The 22,413-nt window shown below is 45.8% G+C and carries 15 protein-coding genes; all 15 read right to left on the bottom strand.

What is annotated here, in order from left to right:
• Positions 1–132: 132 nt before the first annotated feature.
• The 15 genes from DDT91_RS06270 to DDT91_RS06200 all read right to left on the bottom strand — a co-directional run bounded on the left by DDT91_RS06270 (position 133) and on the right by DDT91_RS06200 (position 22,349).
• Positions 133–840 carry an outer membrane beta-barrel protein gene (locus tag DDT91_RS06270; RefSeq protein WP_187175293.1) on the bottom strand — a complete coding sequence of 236 codons (708 nt, stop codon included), beginning with the start codon at positions 838–840 and terminating at the stop codon, positions 133–135.
• 171 nt (positions 841–1,011) lie between these two features.
• Complete coding sequence (locus DDT91_RS06265; protein WP_187175292.1) at positions 1,012–3,381, bottom strand: arylsulfatase; 2,370 nt, start codon at positions 3,379–3,381, stop codon at positions 1,012–1,014.
• A 135-nt stretch (positions 3,382–3,516) separates the two neighbouring features.
• Positions 3,517–4,785: a BamA/TamA family outer membrane protein gene (locus DDT91_RS06260; protein ID WP_187175291.1), complete on the bottom strand. Its 1,269-nt coding sequence runs from the start codon at positions 4,783–4,785 to the stop codon at positions 3,517–3,519.
• Between the two features lie 36 nt (positions 4,786–4,821).
• On the bottom strand, positions 4,822–5,358 hold the full coding sequence (locus DDT91_RS06255; RefSeq protein ID WP_187175290.1) for a hypothetical protein: 537 nt from the start codon (positions 5,356–5,358) through the stop codon (positions 4,822–4,824).
• 267 nt (positions 5,359–5,625) lie between these two features.
• On the bottom strand, positions 5,626–6,429 hold the full coding sequence (locus tag DDT91_RS06250) for an aquaporin (RefSeq protein ID WP_187175289.1): 804 nt from the start codon (positions 6,427–6,429) through the stop codon (positions 5,626–5,628).
• 66 nt (positions 6,430–6,495) lie between these two features.
• Positions 6,496–8,004: an alpha-amylase family glycosyl hydrolase gene (locus DDT91_RS06245; RefSeq protein ID WP_187175288.1), complete on the bottom strand. Its 1,509-nt coding sequence runs from the start codon at positions 8,002–8,004 to the stop codon at positions 6,496–6,498.
• Between the two features lie 39 nt (positions 8,005–8,043).
• Positions 8,044–10,803, bottom strand: coding sequence for a glucosidase (locus DDT91_RS06240; RefSeq protein ID WP_187175287.1), 2,760 nt, complete (start codon positions 10,801–10,803; stop codon positions 8,044–8,046).
• A gap of 298 nt (positions 10,804–11,101) precedes the next feature.
• A complete protein-coding gene (locus tag DDT91_RS06235) occupies positions 11,102–11,644 on the bottom strand; it encodes a TetR/AcrR family transcriptional regulator (RefSeq protein ID WP_187175286.1) in 543 nt (180 codons plus the stop codon).
• 132 nt (positions 11,645–11,776) lie between these two features.
• Positions 11,777–13,033 (bottom strand): OprO/OprP family phosphate-selective porin, encoded by a 1,257-nt coding sequence (locus DDT91_RS06230; protein WP_255502037.1) that lies wholly within the window; start codon positions 13,031–13,033, stop codon positions 11,777–11,779.
• 132 nt (positions 13,034–13,165) lie between these two features.
• Positions 13,166–14,380, bottom strand: coding sequence for a porin (locus DDT91_RS06225; protein ID WP_187175284.1), 1,215 nt, complete (start codon positions 14,378–14,380; stop codon positions 13,166–13,168).
• Between the two features lie 51 nt (positions 14,381–14,431).
• Positions 14,432–15,895, bottom strand: coding sequence for an aspartate ammonia-lyase (locus DDT91_RS06220; protein ID WP_222718610.1), 1,464 nt, complete (start codon positions 15,893–15,895; stop codon positions 14,432–14,434).
• 90 nt (positions 15,896–15,985) lie between these two features.
• Positions 15,986–17,038 (bottom strand): asparaginase, encoded by a 1,053-nt coding sequence (locus tag DDT91_RS06215; RefSeq protein ID WP_187175283.1) that lies wholly within the window; start codon positions 17,036–17,038, stop codon positions 15,986–15,988.
• A 61-nt stretch (positions 17,039–17,099) separates the two neighbouring features.
• A complete protein-coding gene (locus tag DDT91_RS06210; protein WP_187175282.1) occupies positions 17,100–18,452 on the bottom strand; it encodes an anaerobic C4-dicarboxylate transporter family protein in 1,353 nt (450 codons plus the stop codon).
• A gap of 702 nt (positions 18,453–19,154) precedes the next feature.
• Positions 19,155–19,625: a hypothetical protein gene (locus DDT91_RS06205; RefSeq protein WP_187175281.1), complete on the bottom strand. Its 471-nt coding sequence runs from the start codon at positions 19,623–19,625 to the stop codon at positions 19,155–19,157.
• A gap of 48 nt (positions 19,626–19,673) precedes the next feature.
• Positions 19,674–22,349 carry a TonB-dependent receptor plug domain-containing protein gene (locus DDT91_RS06200; protein ID WP_187175280.1) on the bottom strand — a complete coding sequence of 892 codons (2,676 nt, stop codon included), beginning with the start codon at positions 22,347–22,349 and terminating at the stop codon, positions 19,674–19,676.
• Positions 22,350–22,413: the final 64 nt, after the last annotated feature.

Here is a 22,413-nt window from a genome sequence, read left to right as displayed (position 1 = left end):
AAAATAATACTCTTGGAATTTATCCTGCTTTCATCACTTTGCTCAAGGATGTAAACGATCGGCTAAACCTAGAAAAAAAAGAGGACATTTATATCCATATTCATTCTCAAAGTACTGAAAAGTGAAATCTGCCTATTTTCCACTCTTCCCCCCCGCCCCGATCGGAATCCTTGCATAGACATACAGGCTGGAGTTTTTCAGATTTTCGGTTTCCGGCTTATAGACATCCACTACCCCGTAGTAATAATTTAATCCTACACTGGTGCTTACCGGTCCTTTTTTAAACCGATAGCCCAATCCACCCACCATCCCAAAGTCCAATCGGGTATAATCATCCCGAACATCCCTCTTGTACTCCAACTCACCACCTAAATCCTCCACCTTGAAATAGTCATTAGCCTTGGATCTTAGACCCGGTTGAATTCCCCCTTCCACAAAGACCTTTCCGATGCGTTGTTGCCACATCATAGGTACATAAAAGACATTGACTTTGGTCGTCAATTCCCCATCAGCATACAACTGATCAAAGGCCGGATCTCCGATGGCATATACCGGCATCCCGCTGGCCCCCACATTGGACTTGACATGAACTCCAGTGGAAATAAATCCGGTACTGCTTTCAGTCATTTTGATATGGAAGAAGAAGCCCAAGTTGAAATTGTTCAGGCCTTCAGCCCCTGTTTTATTCAGAAACCAGGAACGATTGAAGCCACCGTCCAGTCCAAATTCAATTTTCCCTGAATTCAACTCATCTCCGAATATCGCCACAATCAGCACTTGGGCCTGAGAAGAAAAGGAAAGCAAAAAGGCAGAAAAGAAAGCAAGGAAGGTCTTTTTCATGGCAAACAAGGCTCAAAATATAAACAAGGTAAGGGATTTCTTCGGGCAGGCCAATGAGTTAGTCCTTTTCGTTTAGCAAGAAATCAGGCTTTCATTAAGGTCAAAATAGAAATTGATTAGGCTCAATCAAAAATTAAAATCCGGTCCACTAACTGGACCGGATTGGAATTTTCACTTTTTCGTTTCGATCGTGACTTTCTTGATTTTACCGCTAAACTTGGAGGAAGCACCATAGTCTGCCACCCAAGGTCCTTCATCTATTCCCACATCTGCCAAGTCATCTACAGAGAAGATTCCGGGCTGGGTTTTTTCCAATCGGCCTTCCCCTGCTTTTTCTCCGTTGATCAGGAAAGTTCCTACTCCGCCTTTTCCAGGGCCGCCACCGTCGTACTTGAAGTCATAGACTAAAGTATATCTTCCCGGTTTGAGGGTTTGATTGGAGGCAAGGGTAGTGGTTTGTAATCCCAGGAAGTTATAACTGAACGTAGGCTTCCCGTTTTTCACATAGAAGCTAAGACCTCCAAACTTTCCTCCCTGACAGACGATTACCCCATTGGCATTGGCTCCAACCTCGACCTCTGCGGTCATGGTATAGGCAGTGTTTCTCAAATCAATAAACACGTCCACGCCCATGCCTCTCATCCCTTCTCCATAGGTGACGGAGTTTCTTCCTTCCATGATGGTAGGCCTTCCCACAGCCGAGGCACTCATCCGTTCAATGGTTCGATCATCAAGGGGCAATGCATGGTACTTCTGAGCCTCAGCCATAAAAAGGTCCTGCATCGCCTTCAGCTTCTCCGGATCTTTTGCTGCCAGGTTATTACTCAAGCTGAAGTCCTCCAGGGTATTGAACAATTCCCACTGATCTTCCTGTAAGGTAGCGTAGGGCTGAGCGAGATACGGTGCCTTATGAATGGTGCGGGCATACCAACCGTCCTGATAAATCGCCCGGTTGCCAAACATCTCGAAGTATTGGACGGTGTGTTTTTCAGCTGCACCCGCTTCGTTGAAAGAATAGGAAAGGCTGGTTCCTTCCACCGGATCCTGAGCTATTCCATTGACCAGTCTGGGTGCAGGTACCCCTGTCACCTCATATACAGTAGGAGCGATGTCAATCACGTGACCAAATTGCGATCGAATTTCGCCTTTTGCTTTGATTCCTTTGGGCCAGTGAATAATCATGCCGTTTCGTGTTCCTCCGAAATCAGATGCCACCTGCTTGGTCCAGGTAAATGGCACATCCGTCGCCACAGCCCAACCGGCCGCCATATGAGGATACGTATTGGCTGAGCCCCATTCATCGTAGTGTTTGAGCATGTCTTCCACCGTTTCAGGCACCTGGTTGAAATAGGTCATTTCGCTAAACATCCCGTTCATTTGACCTTCTGCACTGGAACCGTTGTCTCCGGCGATGAAAACAATCATCGTATTGTCCAACTCACCCATTTCCTCCAACGAGGTTATCAACCGTCCAATTTCGTAATCGGTATGCTCTGCAAAACCTGCGTACACTTCCATTTGACGAGTAAAGAGTTTTTTCTCATCCGAGGAAAGTGCATCCCAATCCTTGATTTCCTTGGGCTTAGGTGCAAGCTGAGTATTCGCCGGAACAATCCCCATTTGCTTTTGTCTTGCTAGGGTCTCCTCCCTCAGCTTATCCCATCCCTGATCAAATTTGCCTTTATACTTGGCAATAAAGTCCTTAGGAGCATGATGGGGGGCATGGGTGGCACCGGGCGCATAATACATGAAAAAGGGCTTCTCCGGATTGAGCGCATTGGTGAAATTCATCCAGGAAATGGCCTGATTGGTCATGTCTGTAGTAAAGTGGTAATCCGGATCATCCGGTGTCTCCACCTGAGTGACTCCGTCATAGATCAAAGGCTGCCACTGATTGGTCTCTCCTCCCAGAAATCCATAGAATTTCTCAAACCCTGAACGAGTCGGCCATCTGTCCTGTGGTCCAGATGCCGAAAGCTCCCATGGTGGCACCTCGTGGCACTTTCCAAATTGGGCAGTATTGAATCCGTTCTGCCTAAGCACTTCGGCCAAAGGAGTGATACTTTGGGGACGGACAGAAGTATAGCCCGGATAGGTACTGGCCAGTTCGGTAATCACCCCCATGTTGTTAGAATGGTGATTATACCCAGTCAGCAAGGCGGCACGGGTTGGAGCGCAAAGTGCCGTGGTATGGAACCTGTTGTAGCGCAAACCATTTTGGGCAAGCTTAGCCATGTTAGGCATGGAAACCGGACCTCCAAAGGCCTCCGATACACCGAATCCCATGTCGTCAATCAAAATGACCAGGACGTTTGGCGCACCCTTGGGTGCTTTCACCTCGAAACGGGGCGGAGGGGTTGCATTCCTCACATCCAGCTCACTGTAGGATGGACGGGCCGGTTCGACGATAGGTAAGACGGTTCGGTCAATCCCTTCACCAGAAGGAACGGACGCGGTACTTTCTTCGGGGCTTTTGGATTCGCAGGCCCAAAACGCCACGAATCCGGCGAAGACTAGAATGGTTCTCCAAGGTTTTTTCATAGAAAAAGAAAAGGATTGAAACTGGATTATCCTTTAAAATTGATTAATAGACGCCACTCTAGAGCTGATATTTATCAGGTTTTCAAAAAAGGATTTCATCCTGCCTGTTAGACAGTTAAAGGAAATTCTACCCAGTTAAAAAGTCTCAGAAACAGCGAGGTAAAATCCGCTGGACCGCTCTCCAAAACCATAATCCAGGGTCAAGTTGGTACGGGAGGATTTATCTATCATCACCCGGAGACCCAAGCCATAGCCCGGCTTGATAGATTCGAACAAATCCAAATCCTGAGCGAGATTATTGGAGGTGGTAGCATTCACAAACAGGACTCCTCCCAAGATTCCGCTGCAGCGGGAGATGGGGAAGCGATATTCAGCTTCGGTATAGACGTAATCTTTACCCCGGAATCTGCCTTGAGTATATCCCCTAGCACTTCGCCCACGCTGGTCATACGCAGTAGCCGGAAGAGTCATGTATGGAAACCCACCTTCCGGAGTGAAAGTCCCCATTACCCAAAATGCGATCAGATGGCTGGGATTCTTTTTGGAAACACCGTGGTAACTTCTCCATTCCATGGTAATCATTTCGGAATTATTCTCATTGCCGGTGATCCGATACGCCCCTCTGAATCCCAAAGAGAGAAAATACCCCTTGTATGGCTGAATCATATTGTCCCGCTTATCGATCATAAAACTGGCAAGAATGGCAGAGGAGTAATACTTTTCTGTATCAAATCCATACCGCTTATTGTAGAGGTAGTGGGAGGTAAGGACACTGTCTCCTGGTACCAAACTGAGCCGTTGATCATTGATTTTGAAATATGAATCGTAATTGTAACCTATTCCCAGATACATATCTTCTTTGATTTTGTATCCTACCGTTTGGTGAAAACGGATGAAATTAAATTCCATGGGCTGCGCCAAGGAGTCGATGCTTGTCTCTTGTCCGGCAAGAGCAAACTGATAATCTAATGCCCCGCCCTCCGGAGAATTGGTACCCAAACCATACGTAGGCTGAGAAAAGATCAAAAATCGCCAATCCCCAGTGTAGAAAAAGCGTTCATTTTTGGAGTACACGTTATTTTTTACCAGAAATAAATATTGGTTTTTGGTGGTCGCCTGCAGACTCCCGCTGAGCAGGGAAAATTGCTCGCTCCCTTTCATCTTGAAGGCATATTGTCCCCCGACACCAAACATAAATCCGGTGGCAGGATTGGATCCGATGATAGGGACAAGCAGCAGTGATCCCGATCCTTCTTCCTTTACCTTAGGTGATTTGTGAAGCGCCTCCCGGATCAGTTGGGGAAGGTCTTTTTGGATACAGAGGGTGTCAGAGGAAGGTATATCCTGGGCCCGGAGATGGGAGAAATTCATCAACAGAAAAAAAGCAAGAATGTATGTTTTCATTTTTTTGGCAGTTCAGAGGAGGGCATGATCCATGATTTACTTTTTTTCCCAGATCTTTTTATTGAAAGCCACTCCAAAAGTCCAGGAATCATACACTTCATTTTTGTTTTCATAGGCCAGATTGAGTGCGATTTCAAAGTCTTCGGTGATCTCAAAACTGTACTCTGTGCCAAGTTTGACCAGGAAAAGGTTTTCGCTTTTCTCCAACTCATAGCCCGGTCCTGCATAAAAGGACCAATGCCGTAGGGCATGAAAGTGAATCACCCCCGCCAGAGCCACCGGATAGCTCCTTTCCAGACTTGCCTCATTCTTTTCCACTTCAAAACTCTGGACCTTGATATCTGCCTGAAAGGCCACAGACCATCTGGGATGAAAAAAATAATCCACATCCATCCCCCAAGTTGGCAAAATCAGCAGTTTCTTTTCCCCTTCATAGCTGTGAGGTACCCGGCTGTTTGCCATGAGGATAGCTGCCCGAATTTTGGGGCGGTGACCTTCGGAAGCTGATTCTTGGGCAATCCCAAGATTGGCAAAGGCCAAGAGGACTAATAGAATAAGCAGTGTCTTTTTCATAACAGATAGACCCGAAATGAAATGTTCTAGTTGAGTCCGATTCGGTTTGGAAGCCATCAAATCAAAATAATGAAAATCGCGAGATCATACCTATGACTTTTGTGGGTTGAGAGGTCTGCAAGCCAATTATTCTTAAAAAAAGAGGTAAATCTTTACTGTATTATTTGAAGAAATTGCTCGAATATTCTTTGAAAATCTACCCTCCCAAAGTAGCGATACATGGCTGATCAACGAGTCAAGGACGCCATTTACAATAACCATCTCATATCAACCCCCTCCCTTTCCACTCGGCACCGAAGTTCCCTTTCTACGAAACAAGCCGTCCCGGTCGGTGTCAAAATGGTATAGCTTGGCCACGGTGATTCGTTTTGCCAAAGCACTGAATACTAAGGATGCCAACAGTGCCCCAAGGATTGGACCTGCCCAATAGATCCACCAACTATCCCAAATCCCTGTCACCACAGCCGGACCAAAACTTCGTGCTGGATTGGTACTGGTGCCCGATATAGCCGCCTCAATGGGTACCATGATGGAATATAAAAACGGGAAAAGCATCGGCGTGAAAGGACGGATGGACCGAAAACCTATAAACACGATCAGTAAAGAAACCATGATAAAGGTGGTACTTACCTCTCCCCAAAACGCTTCGGAAACCGTATAGCCCACTCCGGGATAAGTCGCCCCAAAATCGATGCTATCACCCCAAGCTCCCCAAATAAAAAGCGGAAGACAGCCGATCACAGCCCCCATTAGCTGGGAAATGACATAGGCCAATGCTGCCCGCTTTTCAATCTTTCCAAACAGAAAAAACACCATGGTCACTGCAGGATTGATATGGGCACCGCTCTCCCGTCCGATGGCGGTCATAGAAATGATACCCCCCGTGGCGCCAAACAAAAAGCCGGAAAGCATCCTTCGATGAGTTACATTTGGAATGATTTCCGCCATGGGAGTTTCCGCTGCAAAAAGAAAAATGACAATGGAAAGCCCAATCAGCAAGAGCAGCGCCGTGCCGGCCATCTCCGACAAATAGGCCCTCCAATATCTGGTGAAATAGTGTTGGTTTTCCACGGCTAGAAAAACTCGATTTGGGAAAGGCAACGATAAAGGAGGGAAAGACTTGGTATCTCTCCTTACTTATTTGGAGTTTTTGGATTTAGACTTGATTTTCTTCATGTCAAATACGTGGTACCCCCAAGCATCCAAATCAAGGTAAAGACCTCCGGATTGCAAATCATAGCCATTCCGCTCATAACTTGCTTTGCTCATTAAATCTTGCAGTTTCCAATCCGAGCCGGCAAATTCAGGACAGGGGAGCTTCAAATAACATTGGGAACGGTAAGGCCTGTAATTGACCACGACTACCCATTTTTGACCGGGATTGGGTCCGACCCATCCAAAGGCCACAAAGGCATCCCAACTACTGTTGCCTTCCCAAGCCGGTACACATTCCAGCAACATCCACTTGCCATCCCGCACCTCCTGGAGGTTCAAAATTTTCAAGAGTGCATCATAAAACTTCTGAAGTACTTTGTGGACAGGCTCCTTGGGACCACGGACCAAATGCGGAGAAATCCGCTTGGTCTTACCTTCCAGCTGTCCCTGATGGAAAAACCTAAGGCCTGGCGTAAGGTAGGTAATCACGGCTGCGGCTTGGTGGTGGGCAATGTCCGAAAACATCGATGCTGCCCTTGGTTCGTCGTGATTTTCCATAAATCGGGCAAGCTTATTCTGAAACGCCATTTCTGCTCTTAAGTGGCCTCTGATATCACGCACACATGCATCCAGCAGTCTATCATAGAGTCGCTTATCGTAAGTATAATTAAAGCCTGCTTGCTGCAGTGTCCACTCCAAATCCCAATATACTTCCGCCATAAAGCAGAATTCCGGTAGCGTTTTACGGATTTCAGAGATAGCCTCGGGCCAGAATGACAGTGCTCTTCGACCCCAGGTTTTTTCAAAAACCTCAGGCAAGATCAGCATAGCCATATCGCAACGTACCCCATCACATTGGGTGGAAACTTTACGGAGCTCAGCGATCATAGCTTCCACAACGGCAGGATTGCTATAATCGAGCTGAAGGGTATCCGGCCAACCTTCGAAGTAGGGATCACGTCCATAACCTACTATCCATTCTTTCTTTCCTGCCTTTACTTTGGTATAATTTTGAGGGGATCTTTGGAGGTCTTCCTCGGTACCGGAGACAAAAAATTCCAGATGTCTCTCCACCCATGGATGATCCGGTCCCATATGATTTGGAACAAAATCTAGCATCAGCTTTAGCCCAAGTTTAGAAAGCCTTTTTCGAAGCCGCTTCAGTGCGGCATCACCACCCAAGGCAGGATGAACTTGGTACCCTGCGATGGAAAAACCGGAACCACCAATGTCCTGATCTTTCAAATCAGGCAGTGTCTTTTGGAATTCCTCTCTCCACTCGGGGTTGTTGAGAGAAATTTTTCTTCCCTTTTCGCCTGTTTTCCATACACTCAGAAACCAGACCCAATCAAAGCCTTTTTCGGCGATCTTAACCAGATCACTATCGGGTATATCATCCAACGTGGCTGGCCGGCCCAAACCTTGAGACAACTCGGTCAAATAAACCCGAGTGTTGATTTGGTACAATGAGGGATAGGTGGGATTTGCCATGGTCAATAATTCTTTGGAGTTATGAAACTTTCCCTTCTTTCATGAAATCTTTTTTGCTTGCTTTTTTTGTGCCTTGAGAATATCCTCTCCTTTTTGAAATGCCGATTTTATACCTCCACTGAGGAACTTCTCCGGATCGATCAATCCATAAATCTGAATGAGCTTAGCTATGGCACCCGTCCAACCTGTCTGATGGCTTGCCCCCAATCCTGCACCATTATCTCCGTGGAAATATTCATAAAACAGAAGGTGATCCTTCCAATGGGGATCGTTTTGGAATTTCTCATTTCCGCCAAAAACAGGCCGTTTACCGTTTTCACCCTTGGTGAAAATGGAAATGATTCGGTTGGATAGCTCTTTGCTGACTTCAAACAGATTCATCATCTTACCGGAACCGGTTGGGCATTCTACCTTGAAACTATCTCCATAATAGAGGTAGAACTGTTGAAGGGCCCGGATCAGCATGACATTGACAGGCATCCATACCGGCCCTCTCCAATTGGAATTACCTCCAAACATGCCGGTGTTGGATTCGGCTGGCAGGTAGTCAACGCGAAACTCCTGCCCCCCGACATTCAAAACATAGGGATGCTTCTCGTGGTATTTGGAAATAGAACGGATTCCATGCGGGCTGAAAAACTCTTCCTCATCCAGCATTCTCGATAAAATTCTTCGAAGTTTGCCTGTATCAACCAAAGCCATTATCCCCCGCTCGTTTACTCCGTAATGTCCTTCCCCGGTCACATGCATGGCTTCCTTGAGCTCAGGCATTCTCCGGCGATTTTCCTTGATCGCTTCCATCGCCACGGGTACTTTTTCTCTTTGAGATTTTTCAATAATGGTGGTAGCGCAAAGCGGTAAGAGTCCTACCAGTGACCGGACTTTCAGCTTTTCGGCTCTTCCGTCAGGAAATCGGAGGAGGTCATAATAAAATCCATCTTCTTCGTCCCACATGCCGTCGTTTCCCTTCTTGTTCATAGCGGCTGCGATAAACTGAAAATGCTGGACAAATTTGAGAACCATTTCTTCATAGGAATCATCATCCATAGCCAATTCTCCGGCAAGCTCCAACATATTCTGGCTGAACAAGGCCATCCAGGCGGTTCCGTCTGCCTGTTCCAAATTGCCTCCTGTGGGCAACGGTGCGCTTCGGTCAAAGATCCCGATATTGTCCAGGCCCAAGAATCCACCTTCAAACACATTTTTTCCTGAGCGGTCTTTTCGGTTGACCCACCAGGTAAAATTGATAAGCAGCTTATTGAAAGTAGCCTTCAGGAATTTGATATCGGGTTTGCCATGAAAAGCAGTATCGACCCGATGAAGAAACAAACTTGCCCAAGCATGAACAGGCGGGTTCACATCACTGAAGTTCCACTCATAGGCCGGCATCTGTCCATTGGGATGGAGGTAGATCGGTCGGAGCATCAGTTCCATCTGATCTTTGGCAAAATCAGGATCAACAATAGAAAGCGGTAATGCATGAAAAGCCAGATCCCAAGCTGCATACCAGGGGTACTCCCACTTGTCGGGCATAGAGATGATGTCCCTGTTGAGCATGTGGTACCAGTCAGAGTTCCTGGAGTTTTTAAAACCTGTATGCAGCGGGTTGGAGTGATGCTCATCCAGCCAGTTATCCCCGTCGAAGTAGAAGAACTGCTTGCTCCAAAGCATGCCCGAGATCGCCTGTCGCATGACTTGGGCTTGGTCAGAATTGACGCCTGGGGGAGTGACCAGTTGATAAAACTCATCCGCTTCACGGAGTCTTTCTTCGAAAAGCGCATCAAAGTCTTGTCCGAATCCTATCACCTTGGCCTTGACCTCTTTTTTGGTAAGTCTCAGTCGAACCACGGAAGTCTGGCCTGGACTGATGTTCAGTGTATAGTGAGCAGAAGCTTTCGTTCCCTTTTTTTCTGGATTCACAGCACCCTCTGCACCATACACTACATAGTCATTGATACCGTCTTTTGCAAAAGCACTTTCGTTGGCCGTGCCAGGAAAAAGGCGTTGATGGTTGGTTTCGTTTTCACAGAAAAGTAAGGGAACATCTCCATCACAGGACAAGGTAAATTCTCCGAGTTGGCTGTGTTTGGCTGTAAGTCTGCTGATTCCTTTAGCTGACCTGGCTTGGGAAAGGATAGGTTTGGACACAGACCTGTTAGACTCGGCGATCCACTTGGACCAATCATTTCGAAACCAAAGTGTGGGAAGAATATGCAGCTCAGCAGATTCCGGACCCCTATTGATGGCTGAGATCTTTACCAGAATATCCTCTGGACTCTCTCCTTTGGCATATTCTACAAATACATCAAAATAGCGATCCTCCTGAAATATTCCCGTATCGATCAACTCATACTCCATCTCTTCCCGGGTTCGCTGTCCATTTACCCTCACCAATTCCTCATACGGGTAGGCCGAATGAGGATACTTGTAGAGGAATTTCATGTAGGAATGAGTCGGGGTGCTGTCGAGGTAGTAATAGTATTCTTTCACGTCTTCACCGTGATTACCCTGACTGTTGGTAAGTCCAAAAAGGCGCTCTTTTAGAATCGGATCTTTCCCGTTCCAAAGGGCAAGGGCAAAACAAAGAAATTGCTGATCATCCGAAATCCCGGCAATCCCGTCTTCTCCCCATCGATAGGCCCTCGAACGTGAATGGTCATGAGTGAAAAAATTCCAAGCATCCCCATTTTCGCTATAATCCTCCCGAACAGTGCCCCATTGACGCTCACTCAGGTAAGGCCCCCATTTTTTCCAGGGAATTTTTTTCTCTCGGGCTTCTTGCAATCGAGACTTTTCCATTTGTCTTGATTTTTGTGGTTGGTATCTTGTAGGAGATAAAAAATCCTCCAATACTCCAATAAAGCTCCAGAGTTTTGAAATCAAAATTCATGACTATAATCAGCAATTAATTGGATTTAAGTCAATTAAAACGGGTCCGTCCAGAAGTGAAGAATAGATGTCAATTGAGAAATGTAAAATCCGGAACCAAAAAAATGTAGACCGCCCCAAGCAGTCTGCAAAAAGCCAAGAAGGTTTCCTGAGTAATCTTTTCTTCTAGTCAGGTGTGGAATACCATCCCGAAGAAAAAGACCCTACTTCACCTTTGGCCCACCCAATGCAAAGTGTCTCTGAGCTCTGCTGTAAAAGCTGAAATCCAAGTCTCTGAAAAAGTTTTCGAAGTAACTCTGGAATAAAAAGAATCCCGTAGCAAAACCCATAACTTTTCCGCTTCCTCAGCTGACACCCCAAGATATCGACCAAATACAGGTGAAATTACCGGAATTATTATACTGTTGACTTTTTGTGCAGTCTCCCAAAAAAGCCGCACTTCACGATTCTTTACCAATTGCATCTGAAACATAATGGCAATCTTGTTTTTTACCATTAATTGAATGTACTCCGGATCAAATTCTTGAATCAGTTTGATTTGATCGGCATAGGATAGTACCTTTTTCAAGTGTTCTTCCATCAGGGCGGTTAAAAAAACCTCTTTATCCCCGAAGTAATGGTAGTATCCAGACTTATTTTTTTTCAAGATTCTGGATAGGCGATCGATCTGCAATCCTTCGTGCCCTTCCTGTGAAAACAGTTCGTAACCTAGGTCGATCCAGCTTTTCTTGGAATCATTATTTGAATGCATAACTATGGTTAACCAATTTTTGCCTTACCTCGACAAAATAACAAGGCTACTTTTCTCGAAATATTGAAATATAAAGGCTGATTTTGAAATTATTTAAGAAAAATAATTTTGTGTTATCGAAATATCACAAAATCAAAGTATTGCCAGTTGGAGTCGGGTTTGAAAAATCTGTGTGACTCCCTTCAAATTGAAACGATCCAAAACTGCATAGCCATAGGCAAATTCCAATCTAAGGCTCTTGGACAGGTACCAATTGACCATGGGAGTAACTCTCCAAAGCTTACCTCCTTGGAGCTGACCCGAGTCCAGATCCAAATTGGAGATTCGAAGCAATCCTTCTACTTCACCCCAACCTCCTTTGAATACAGGATTTTTCACGGGAACAAATGAATAGACCCCACTGACTGTGCTGTAAGGCCGGGAAGCTCCGGTGAAAATGTAACTGATCGCTACGTCTCCTCCATGAAATAGAGGATTTCCTTTTTCCGGAGAACTGAACTTGTGCCAGTGGTATTCAGAGGCAAGCATCAGGGGTCCATTGGTATAATAGACTTCGGCCCCAATATGATTGGAATGACCGGCATGAAAGTTTTCTGTATCAATAAAAAAGGGGGCTGGATTGGATTCCGGCCGGGATCTCACTCTCATTTCTCCAGCTTCCACTTTTCCATATCGGTAGCTGACGCCCAAATGAAGCTGCTTTTTGCTTTCAGGTAGAAAGATCGGAAGCCAACCTACCCTGGCAACCGTTTGCCAGCTGTAGGTGGAAAAGCCCTGACTTTTTGAAAAGTAATCATCATAAATACCCACATTCCAGATGATTTTTTTCTTGGGCCAAAAACCAATCCACTTGATTCCATCAGCCAAAATCGGAATCACATCCAAAACCATCTGCCGCTCCATGGTCCAACCGGCATAGCCGTTCATGACTTTGTTGAGTGAATAGCCTTCTTTGGTTCGTCCTACAAAAATGTGACCCGAGATCTCTGGAACGGCAATAGTCACCCCCGTCTCGCGCATGAGCCATTCCCGACTCGGACCATCGTACATCAGGCCTATTTTCCAAGAGATAACCCGTTTGGTGGTCAATTGGCCATTGGCCATGATCCTGAAATCCCGGACTTTCAGTTGATTTTCAAGGGGAGATCCAATAGAATCCAGCTGCTGTTTGGCGATGACATCCTGTGAAAAAGCTGTATACTCGTACAGGAATCCCATTCCAACCCGAAAGCTACTAAGTCGTCCGGTGAACAGATAGCGGTGTTGGAGAAATTTCTTTTTCTCCAAAGAATCGATCGGCTCCAAATATTCCCCCATCGTTCCATCGGGGATGATTTTCTTGGCGGTTTGCTGGGCAAGAACAGGCTCAAACCCATAAGAAAGGGCCATTAAGCAAACTAAGACAACGCTCCTTAATGGCCTTAAATCTTTTCCAGGCTTCTGTAAATTGACCTGATCCATCCCGTGGAAATTTTAGAATGATGAAGTTTCCATTCTCAAAGAAGTCTATTTGCCTGCCTCTTAGAAGATGGCAAGCGGAGAAATAAATCCTACCGTAAATCTTCCGGTGTTGTAATTCCTTGCTCCAAACCGCTCCTGTGCATAATCTGAATAATCATAGCTTCTTCCCACCCAGTTGGCAAAAAACTTCATGTTCAGGTCATCCCAAGGATATACTTCCACAGCCGGAATAAATCCCCAGGCATTTCGGATATGTTCCTCGCCGGTGGTATTTTCAGGATCATTGAAGCTGTTTTTCCAATTGGAAATATCCAACATCCCCACAAATGTCAAGTGGACTTTCGGACTGACTACATAACGGAGATTCACCCAATGACCTATGTATTGGGTATTGGCAACTGAGTAATTGTACAGGTCATTTGGAATTGTTTCACTGACTATCCCGGTTCGGTCCAATTCCTCATCACTCCACTTGAAATCATAAATAAACCTGAATTTGGGGGTAAAATTAAACTCATTGCCTAAGGCGATGTAGTTCATATTAGCACCGTTGCCCTGCGCATCCTGGGCCTCATTGAAAAGAGAATAGGACCAGATTGTCTTTACTTTCCCATCAAAGAGACTTCCCCTCCAGTTGGCTACAAAGGCCAAGGGGGCTTTGGATTCTGAGAAATTGGGTTGTGCCCCATAGAGTTCGCTGAAGCTTTTGGTTCTGGAATCCAGAATTTGAAAGGTCCATTGATTCTTTGGACTGGCATTGTAAGAAAATCCCACACCAGTAAGGAAGTTATCGGCATACTCCACAATATCGGAGTATTCGTAAATGTCGATCGGATTCCAATCAAATTCCCAAGCTCCCCAGTCGGCACACATCTTACCGGCTGAGATACTCCATTTCGAAGATAAATCGACCCGGATATAGGCCAAATCCACGGATCGACTCAGGTTGTCAATAGACTCGGAAGTCTGCGCCCGGGTATATCGGTCACGGAAACGGAAATACACTTTGTCGTGAACTTGTCCCCTAAATTCCAGTCGGAATTGCTCGTTTCTAAACCGGGATTGGACATACTCCCCATCCACAAATTCATTTCGGAAGGCATAATTCATGTTGGCAATCATGCTTACATTTTTGAGCAAGCCTTGCTTTTCCTCCGGAATCAGGGTTTTGTAATAGGTAGTATCCCCTACCTGACGTTCCTGTTTTTGTGCCCACACCCAAGAGGGAATCGTGAGAAACAAAAGCATCCACCGAATACTTTTTAAGAAGTTCATGAGGTTTTCATTTTAAACATGTCAACTTGAAATTCAGATGAATCAAAGAGACTACTCCTTTTGACCTGTCAAAGCCGCAGGATCCAAGAGCTTCTTGATCTGGTCTTCGGTCAAGAGCTTTTTTTCACGAATCAATTCAAGAATACCCTTTCCACTTTCCAAGGCTTCTTTGGCCAGTTCGGTGGTTTTTTCATAGCCAAGCACAGGGTTTAATGCGGTCACAATTCCTATGGTCGTTTCCAGGTATCGCTTCAAAACCTCCTCATTGGCGGTGATTCCATTGATACAGTTTTGCCGGAATAGTGGCATAACCTTGAATAATAGGGCTTGAGATTCAAAGATGGAAGTAGCTACCACAGGCTCATAGGCATTCAATTGCAATAGACCGTCTCGGGAGGCAATTCCCACTGTAGCATCATTACCCATCACCTTATAACACACCTGGTTCATCACCTCAGGCATGACAGGATTTACTTTCCCCGGCATGATGGAGGAACCCGGCTGCAGGGCTGGCAGATTGATTTCAAAAATGCCGTTTCGGGGACCGGATGCCAGGAAGATCAAGTCACTGCTGATTTTGGAGAGGGTAACCGCGAGGTTTCGGTAAGCTGAGGAAAACATCACAAATCCCTGCATGCTGCTGGTCGCAGCGATCAGGTCCTTGGGATTGACAAAAGGCTTTCCTGTGATCTTGGCAATCTGTGCCACACACTTTTCCGCGTACCCCGGAGAAGCTGTTAACCCAGTACCTATCGCTGTCGCCCCCATATTGACCTCATAGAGGTATTCTTCTGATTTTCGAAGGGCTTCGATTGCCGCATCTATCTGGGAACCAAAAGCATGAAACTCTTGTCCCAAGGTCATGGGCACGGCATCCTGACCTTCGGTGCGGCCCATTTTGACCAGATTTTTGAATTCATCGCCCTTCTTGTGAAAGGCCTGTGCCAGCAATTCCGCTTCCTTGATCACCTTATCATTGTGAAGAATCAAGGCAATGTGAATGGCTGTAGGGTATACGTCATTGGTGGACTGCCCCATATTCAGATCATCGTGAGGCTCGATAAACTGGTATTCCCCTTTCTTCTTCCCCATCATCTCCAAAGCAATGTTGGCCAAAACCTCATTGGCATTCATGTTTGCTGAGGTACCTGCCCCTCCTTGGTAAAGGTCTGTAAGAAACTGATCGTGGTATTTTCCATCCATTACCGCTTGGCATGCCTTTTCGATAGCAGCCAATTTTTCTGGACTCATTCTTCCCACTTCGGTATTGGCCCTTGCAGCAGCAAGTTTGACGATGGCGTAGGCCCTCACGTAGTCGGGGTAAAAATTGGTTTTCACTCCGCTGATGGGGAAATTCTCCAAAGCTCGGAGTGTTTGGACTCCATAGTAGGCATCCGCGGGGATTTGCTTTTCGCCAATCAGATCTTTTTCGGTGCGGGTTTGTTGGGCATGTACCTCCGGCATTCCGATGAGGATCAGAGAGGTGATCATGATGGCAAATTTCAACCTGTTCATTTTGATCTTATTAAAGAGTGTCAATTGGAATGCTCTGAAAAGTGGCGCCTGGTCTGATGATCAAGCGCCACTATTGTTCAGAAATCCATATCAATAAGTGAAGAACACCTCCTGTAGCAGCTTCTTATCCTTGGTTCGGGTAAGTGCAAGCATTAATAAAACTCTGGCTTTCTGAGGAGTTAGGTCATCCGAAACGATGGTTCCCAACTCGTCATCGTTGATTTCATCGTGGAGTACCACCCGTCCGGAAGGTGCACGGCTGGCGCGGCAAACAATAATTCCGGCTGCTACGGCCCTTTTCACAGCTTCCATATAGGCTTTGTTGAAATTGCCATTACCCACACCCGCAATCACGATTCCGTCTACTTTTTTACTGATCAGGAAATCAATCTGGTCTCCAGGCGCATCGGCATACATGTACACGATATCCACTCTGGGCAATTTGGTATCTGCGGTGAGCTGAAGGGGCTTAGGAGGATTTACTTCCCGTACTGAGGAAGAATAATATTCCACTCTACCATCATAGGCCTGACCTATCGCTCCGGTGTTGGGGGAGTCAAAGGCATTGGTCTTGGTCGTACTCATTTTCATCACCTCGCGGGCATCGAAAATGCCTTCGTTGAAGCTGACCAAAACGCCTCTTCCCTTTGTCTCCGGATGGATTGCTACCGTGATGGCATCGTAGAGGTTTTTGGGGCCATCGGCACTGATGGCAGTGGCTGGACGCATGGAACCCGTTAGCACCACAGGCTTATCGGAAGGAACAACCAAATCCAAGAAGTAAGCTGTTTCTTCCTGAGTATCGGTGCCGTGAGTCACCACGATGGCATCGGCTTCATTTTTGGCATAGATCTCATTGATCCGGATGGCGAGTTTTTTCCAGATGTCGATGGTCATGTCCTGGCTGCCGACAGATGCGATCTGCTCCCCACTGATATTGGCAATTTTTTTGACGGAGGGTATCGTGCCGATCAAATCGTCAATTGGAATTTTGCCCGCTGTATATCCTGCTCGATCAGCAGAGGCGCCAGCACCTGCTATGGTGCCACCTGTGGCTAGAATAATTACCCTGGGTAATTCTGTCTGGGCGAAAACTGGAAGTGTCAACACCAGAAAGGCTAAAAAGGAAAATAGCTTTTTCATAATCTTTGGAGTTTAAAGTGTAGTGTGTTTTGTTGATTTTTTGTGATTCATTGAACTGTATCTATAATAAAAGTGACTGAAGTAAAAGCCCTGCCAATACGGAAACTGCCGTGGTAATCAGTCCCGGAAGCATGAAGCTGTGATTGAGTACATATTTCCCGATCCGCGTGGTCCCTGTGCGGTCAAACTCAATAGCCATCAGCAAAGTGGGGTAGCCCGGGATAAAGAAATGTCCGTTGCAGGCGGGAAATAATCCGATCAGGTAGGCTGGAGGCAATCCCAGGGAAAGTCCTAAAGGCATCAGAGCCTTGGCAGTGGATGCCTGACTGTATAAGAGCATACTCAAGACAAAGAGCGCAATGGCAAAGGACCAAGGATAGGATGCCACCAAGTCACCTAGAGTACTTTGGATGGCTGCAAAGTTGTTGTCCATAAAGGTGCTGCTCATCCACACTACCCCAAACACTGCAATGGTTGCCTGACCTGCCGAAGAAAAAAGACTGGCTTTGGTGACTTTTCCAGCCGGGGTATCTGCCAATAAAATAATCAGTCCAGTGGCTGCCAGCATCAGGATCATAATCATGGAAGGCATCAGCAAATGCCCCGCATCATTGACCGCAAAGCCTGGATGAAATCCCTCTTTGTTTCCAAATTCTGGCAGAAGCTGAGGAAAAGAACCAAAAACCACCACTGAAACCACCGCCAAAGCAAAAATGATCACGGATTTGACTGCACCGGGAGCAAGCGAGGTGATGGTTCCCTGATCTTTCCCTTCCAGATTTTTGACAAAAACCGGATCCTTCATCCTTTCCAAAAACTCTGGATCCTCACTCAGTTCCTTGCCCCGCTTCCATACAAACAAAATCCCAACAACCATTCCGATCAGCGTAGCCGGGATGGCAATCATCAGGATATCAAACAATTTGACCCCTGAAGCACCAAGTACAGTAAGCATAGCCGCTGCAGCTGCAGACACAGGGCTGGCCGTGATGGCCATGTATGCCCCAATCACACTCATGCTCATGGCCCGTTCGGGCCGGATCCTGTTTTTGATCGCCACCTCCGCGATGATGGGCATGATGGAATAGGAAATGTGAGCCGTGCCAGCGAATAAGACAAAAGCATAAGTAATGAAGGGTCCAAGGAAGGTGATTTGCTTGGGATTGCTTCTCAAGATCTTTCCAGCTACCTGCACGAGGTAATCCATTCCTCCTGCTGCCTGAAGGGCAGCTGCTGCTGTCACCACGCTCATAATAATGAGCATAACCTCAAGGGGAGGGTCTGATGGTACCAAGCCGAAAACAAAAATCATGACTAGCAATCCTATCATGCCCATCACCCCTAATCCGATTCCCGACATTCGGGCCCCGATAAAAATGCAGATTAAAACAACTGCTAACTGTGCAAAAATCATATGACGGATAGTTAAAGTGCCTGCTAGTATTCCATGAGAGAGGTAATTGATTTTGCTAGAAAAAGACTTAATGGTTAATTGGATTAGATCGTCACCCAATCATTGGAATGAAATCTTCTCCAACCACAATACCGAAATTGAAGAATTGTAGATGAAAAATGGGTGATTAAAATCAGGTTTGAACAGAAATTTCATCAAAGAAAAAATCCACTGATAGGAGGGTTTATCCACTTTAGAAGTGGCCTTAATAGAAATATTTCGACTTGAGAAACCCCGTTTTTTGATCACGGTCCTTTCTTTCTAAAATCACCGAAAGTTTATGTTATAGGCCTCAGAACGATATCCCCTGATATTTTGAAAAAAAATGGTCCCTGACTTTAATTGAAAATAGTCAACTGATCCTCTTCAAATTCTTCAAAGGAGGGGTCTTGGTTTATCAGATCCTTTTGAAAATTTGTCATTATTGGCGAAGCCTCGTTGAACACCGACGTTCATTCAAAAAATGAACTCTGCTCTAGGTCCTTCTACAGCAATTCAATCACTGTTCCCTTCTTTTTTTGGGAATAAGTTAGGCTTCCGAATCCTGACCAAATACACATGAGAAAGCATCAAAAAAGATTCCGTTGACACCGCCTAGAATGTCTGGAACAAAGCATCTCTAGTATTGAAATTTTTAAAGGATTTTAGGTGGCATTTCCTGGTCTATAGAGGAAACGCTAAGCCAAATCGGAAATAAGTCTGAGCGAATCCTTGACTCTGAAATTTGAATTCGGTACTCAATCCCACCCATTCCGTGAGGGGAATAACGGCTCCTACCCCCATATTCGCTCCGCTTAATTGCCTTTTTGTTCCGGCGGTGCCGGGTTGGGTGTTTTCAAAGGTGAGACTATATCCTGCCATCAGATAGACTTGGGATTTACCTGTAGACAGGTAATACCTCAAATCTGTGCTGAAATTACTTGAATTTCCCACTTCCGGAAAAATCTGGGTATAACTTGGCATCAGGCCGAATTTCTCGGCAAAAAAGTATTCTACGCCCGCCCCAATTCCCGCATCGTCAAATTTCAATCCATACTGTCCGAGGACATGGATTCGCACATCTCCCTGATCCTGAGCCTTAAGCCCACCCATAGCTCCGAATACGACCAAAAGTAAAAGTAAAGCCTTCTTCATGTGATTCATTTTGAAAAAAAGGTAGAAGGCTTTACTGATTTAAACAAATTATTCGAGCATTTTGACCAGTCTTCCCATCCTACCCAAGGGGTCTATACCCTCTATTACGATCAGGTGTTTTTGAGCGGAATCGGAATTGTAGTATTCCAACTTAGCAATCCCGTTGGCATCTGTTTTGACCAATGGGGACCAAAAAAGAGTGGCTCTTTTATCGGTAATGGCAGTAGCTAGGCTCTTTTCATCATATTTGGGCGTATAAAATTCCCGGGGAACGGCATATCCTCCATACTTGGTGACCAGTGTACCTCCGATGCTCGTACTTGCCAACCCGGCTCCTGTTTTGGTGTATACCGCAATAGCCCCATTAGCTCCTTGGGAACCAAAAATCGCCGTTCGAGCAGGATCCTTAAACACTTCGATACTTTCCACATCCCGAGGACTGATCAATCCTAGGGTAGAAGCATCCACGGGAATATTGTCCAAAAGGTACAAGGGTTCTGTACCGGCTTGTATAGATCCCGCTCCTCTGATCTGCACACTGGCTGTCAAACCGTTAAAATTCACCCTAACCCCAGCCACTCGGCCCTGGATCATTTGGAAAATATTCACATACCCCGAACCTCCTGGAATTTCATCAGGCTTAAGGGTAGCGTCTCCTGACCCATATAGCTTTCTTCCTGAGGTTTGTTCTTCTTGAAGCGTTTTGGCTCCGATGGTGACACCCTCCAGATCGATGATTTGAGTGTCCTCATTAAGCCTCTGCATCAGATTTCGCTCTTGCACGGTAGCCGCCAAGGCTTCCGGCCAGTTGATTTCAGCAGGGTATTTTCCATCCAGCTTTGAGAATTGCGGCTTGGGTTCATTCAATTCAAGATTAAGGAAGTTTTTTGCCCGCTGATCCTCAGCTGTCAATGTGACCGTTACCGAATCCTGGTACTGAAGGTCAGTCAGAAGAAAAATCCCGTCAGGACCATATTCGGTAGTGATCAATTCGATTCCTTCTCCGAGCAAAGCACTGATTTTACCGCCTCCCAATCCTTTTTTAGTGGGGTTTTGTTCGACAATCTTTCCCTGAATGGTGATTCCCTGCTCGATGTAGTGGCCTTTATCCGGGTATTTCCCCTCCATGACATCCGACCAAGCAAACCTGCTCCATCCATGTGTCAACATGACCAAGTCAAGATCTTCCAAGGTGGCTGAGGTTTGATTTTGGAAATAATACCCTGGACGGTACAGATTCCCTCTTAGATCCGAATCAAGAAGCAAATGCGAAAAGAGTGTTCCGTGCCACTGGCTTTCATCAGTCACTTGGCCTGCGTCCACCACTGACACAGAAAAGGAAGCGGGAGCCGTAGTATCCTGGAAGGCACTTTGAAGGGCTAATTCCATCTTTCCTCTTGAGGCAATCATTGAGTTGGACTCCAATTTCAGGTCTAGAAAATCCTCATTTTGAACAAATACCAATCTTTCCAAAAGTGGTTTCCCGGACTCATCCAAGACTGCAATTTTGTTTATCCCGGTAGGGAGCGTTTTTTTCGGAATTCTTACTCCCCACACTCCGTTGGTGAGTTTTCCCTGAATCATGTAATTGATCAATCCTCGGGTATGGGAGACCAGTAAAAGGTTCCCTTGATAATCATTCCCCTGAACAAATGCAGATATGAAAGCCCCTTCCTGCGGGTTTTGAACCTGAATGGTTAGCCCTGTATTTTCAGCTCTCGGAAGAGAAATTTTTCGCTCTTCGCCGAAATCAGAGGATTTCACCAAGGCTACATAGCTTTCCTTCTGCGGTGCAAATTCTACCTTCCCCAAACCTGCAAAATTGGAAGAGAATTCGATTTCTGATTCCCCTTCAATTTTTCCGGTGAGTGCCACAGGTGTCCCATCAGGATATACAGCCCTGAATGCCAGCTTTGATTTTTTTCCAAGAATCCAGTTTCCTCCCTCAGGCAAAAACTGTATGTCTGCCAAGGAGAAGGAATAAGGGAGTTTGACTTTCTGGGTCACAAAATAGTTTTCATTCTCCTCATAAGTTAACTCAAGGTACTGGGAGGGATGACCTATAGCCCCAATGGTGAATCCAAACTCCGCTTCTCCTTGGGGATTTAGCTGTAGGTCTTGGGAATAAAGAATTTCGTCACCTCCGATGGCTCTAATGCCAATTTTCTTCCCACTTAACGGGGTCCCTGATGAATTGACCGCCAAAATACCTACTCGATACCTTATTTTTCCGTCCATGGAGTTTACTTCCAAAAAATCAACTTTAGGAAGAAAAGACCCACCCAAACCATCAACCACCTGGAAACTTTGGGTGAAAAAGTAGTCCTCTCCGAAATTTTTCATCCAGGCGGTGTAGGCTTTGATCTGGTAAATCCCTGGCTTTCCAAAATTCGGAATCCTAAAATCACCGGCTCCTCTGCCATCCTCTATCTGAATCATCTTCTGAGTCAAAAGAAGTCCATCCCCATCAAAAAAATCCACATAAAGTGTTTTGCTTAAGGGAGAGGGGACCTGGGTGCCCCCTGCCACGAGATAGGCACTAAACCAAAGATCTTCTCCTAAAGTATAGGCGAATTTATCCAAGTGGAGGTACGCTTTTTCGACAGGAAAATCCTCCTGGTAATTGTTAAAATAAGTTTGGATTTTTTCTGGCAGCCCTTCCTGACCGTAGCTAGATGTAGAAAGAAAAAGCAGGGTAAAAAATGAGTAAAAAACTTTCTTCATATGATGACAATTGGCTTTAAGTTCACGGTTATAAACTCCGTAATTAAACTAAGGTTGCAATCCG

Origin of the sequence: Algoriphagus sp. AK58 (assembly GCF_014324365.1) — a bacterium.
In the GTDB taxonomy this organism is placed as follows: domain Bacteria; phylum Bacteroidota; class Bacteroidia; order Cytophagales; family Cyclobacteriaceae; genus Algoriphagus.
The sequence above is the reverse complement of the archived record's forward strand: the minus strand, read 5'-3'. Positions and strand labels throughout refer to the sequence as shown.